1 rRNA gene is annotated in these 558 nt (G+C 68.3%); it reads right to left on the bottom strand.

The window, feature by feature from the left end:
- Positions 1–467 precede the first annotated feature (467 nt).
- Positions 468–558, bottom strand: a 5S ribosomal RNA gene (rrf, locus tag ACWCYO_RS40565); the annotation flags it as partial.

Below are 558 nucleotides of genomic sequence, written 5' to 3'. Positions count from 1 at the left end.
CGGTCATCCCGACGGAAGCCACCACCCTGCGGACGGTCATCACGGCGGAACCCGCCGCGGTCACCGCCACGGTCGTCACGGTCGCGGTACGACGGACGGTCGTCACGACGCGGACGGTCATCACGGTCATCGCGGCGGAAGCCGCCACGGTCGTTGGACCAGCCCCCACGCGACCGGGGCTCGTAGCCTCGGCCGTCGTCCGATCGACGCTCGGGACGGCCCTCGGGCTGGTTCGACATCCTGGTGACTCCTTCTGCTGCTTCAGCTCCACCGCGGACCGAGCAACTCCAGTGCCGTCACCGCGGTATCGGCGCCGGCCTCCTGGCCGCGCACCATCTCCATTGTCCGGCATCCCGGAAGCCTTCGCGCCTGGGCGAAAGTCCCGGTCTGCCGGCCTCGTACAAGTTCGCAAAACACAAAAAGGCCGCGGCCCCAGCGAGTCGCTGGGGCCGCGGCCTTGAATAATTGTTCGGCGGCGTCCTACTCTCCCACAGGGTCCCCCCTGCAGTACCATCGGCGCTGTGAGGCTTAGCTTCCGGGTTCGGAATGTAACCGGGC

This window comes from Kitasatospora sp. NPDC001683 (assembly GCF_053596495.1).
This window is presented reverse-complemented; position numbering and strand designations above follow the sequence as displayed.